General features: G+C 68.8%; 2 protein-coding genes. One reads left to right on the forward strand and one right to left on the reverse strand.

What is annotated here, in order from left to right:
- The first annotated feature begins 122 nt into the window (after positions 1 to 122).
- Positions 123 to 629 (forward strand): hypothetical protein, encoded by a 507-nt coding sequence (locus OO68_RS41510; protein WP_051815033.1) that lies wholly within the window; start codon positions 123 to 125, stop codon positions 627 to 629.
- On the opposite strand, the gene OO68_RS41515 is transcribed toward OO68_RS41510, so the two are convergent.
- Entirely contained in the window at positions 571 to 1,377 is an 807-nt protein-coding gene (locus OO68_RS41515) for an IS5 family transposase (protein WP_106974550.1), read from the reverse strand. The genes OO68_RS41510 and OO68_RS41515 overlap by 59 nt on opposite strands.
- Positions 1,378 to 1,646: the final 269 nt, after the last annotated feature.

Consider the following 1,646-nt stretch of genomic DNA (forward strand, 5'->3'; position numbering starts at 1 on the left):
AGAGGTCGTTCTCTTTCCGAACCTCAGGTGCGACTTTTGCTGCTCAGACATGAGATCACGGCTGTCGCGGAAGTCTCGGCTCGTTGCTGGCCGAGATGTCGTGGGGGTGGCGGATGCCGTCGATGCGGGCGGTCCTGGAGGCGCGGCAGAAGGCCGCGGTGGTTCGGGTAGAAGAACTCGAAGCCGAGCTGGAGCGGGTGCGGGCGGCTCTGACCGACGCGGAAGAGGTGCTCAGGCACCGGGTGATCGGCCTGGAGCAGTATCTGGAGGCGCTGGCCGAGGAGGAGGCGCCCGCCGTGGTGGCCGACGGGATGCAACAGAGGAAGCCGGTCGGACCGCGCCGAGCGGTGCCTCATCGGCAGAACGCGGCCGGGGTCGAGGGGTTGTCGGCGGACTACCAGGCGTTGATGGCCGCCGCCCTGGAGGCGGGAGGCGACGGGCTGGGTGCCCGGCGTGCCGCGGTGGTGCTGGGCTGGGACAGCGCGTCTGCCTCCCGTGTCGAGGGGGCGAGGGCACGGCTGAAGCGGCTGGTGGAGCGGGGCTGGCTGGTGGAGGAGAAACCGGGCAAGTTCATGCTGCCTGCGCCCGAACGGGTTGCTGGTGCTGAGCGGCCAGACGGCGGCTCATGAGTGTCGTCATCGACCACAGGATGACGGTCTCGCTGGTGTCGGGGCGCCGCTCGTAGTCACGGACCAGACGTCGGCTGCGCAGGAACCAGGCAAAGGATCTTTCCACGACCCAGCGGCGGGGCAGGACCTGAAAGCCGGCGACGTCGTCACTGCGGCGGACGACATCGAGAACGAGTCCGAGGTGGCGGGCGGTCCAGTCCTGGAGATGGCCGGTGTAACCGCCGTCGGCCCAGATGCGCGACAGCCGCCGCAAGCGGCTCTTCGCCGTCGGCAGCAGGATCCGGGCAGCGTCCCGGTCGGTCGTGGAGGCCGGCGTGACGAGCACGGCCAGAAGAAGTCCGAGGGTATCGGTGAGCAGGTGCCGCTTGCGTCCGTTGATCTTCTTCCCGGCGTCGTATCCCCGTGAAGCGAAGGTGACGGTGGCGTCCGCCTTCACCGACTGCGAGTCCACGACCGCCGCACTCGGCTCCTCGTCACGGCCTTCAGCGTCGCGGACGGCTCCGCGCAGCCGGTCGTGCAGCTCGGCCACCAGTCCCGCATCCCGCCAGCGGGCGAAGAAGGCGTACACGCGCGGCCAGGGCGGGAAGTCGCAGGGCATCGCGCGCCATTTGATGCCGTTGTCGACGAGGTAACGCACTGCGTCGATCATCTGCCGGTGGCAGTAGCCCTCCGGACGCCCGCCCCGGCCCGCCAGCCACGACGGCACCGGCAGCAGATCCCGCACGAGTGCCCACTCGGCATCGCTCATGTCCGAGCCATATCGGGGCCGGCGCTCCGGCCGGTCGGCCGCGTTCCCGAACCTGTGGGCGAGACAGTCACACCCAGGAGTGGCCGGACTGGACCCGGCAACCGTAACCACGCGACACTTCGACAACAGGGCCTCTTGCTTCTCGCTGGACTCGACATCCGCGAGCTACCAAGAGGCCCTTCTGTCATGCCTCCGCACCGGCCAACTCACCCGATCCAGCACTCCGTTCGAATCGGGCCGACCATGCGAACGGATAGAGAACAGCCAGT

The sequence above is a fragment of the Streptomyces iakyrus genome (assembly GCF_000717055.1).
Taxonomy (GTDB): domain Bacteria; phylum Actinomycetota; class Actinomycetes; order Streptomycetales; family Streptomycetaceae; genus Streptomyces; species Streptomyces iakyrus.

Bases quoted from the DNA above. Each gene is read 5' to 3' on its own strand.
- OO68_RS41510 (WP_051815033.1), top strand. From the start codon at position 123: ATGCGGGCGGTCCTGGAGGCGCGGCAGAAGGCCGCGGTGGTTCGGGTA.
- OO68_RS41515 (WP_106974550.1), bottom strand. From the start codon at position 1,377: ATGAGCGATGCCGAGTGGGCACTCGTGCGGGATCTGCTGCCGGTGCCG.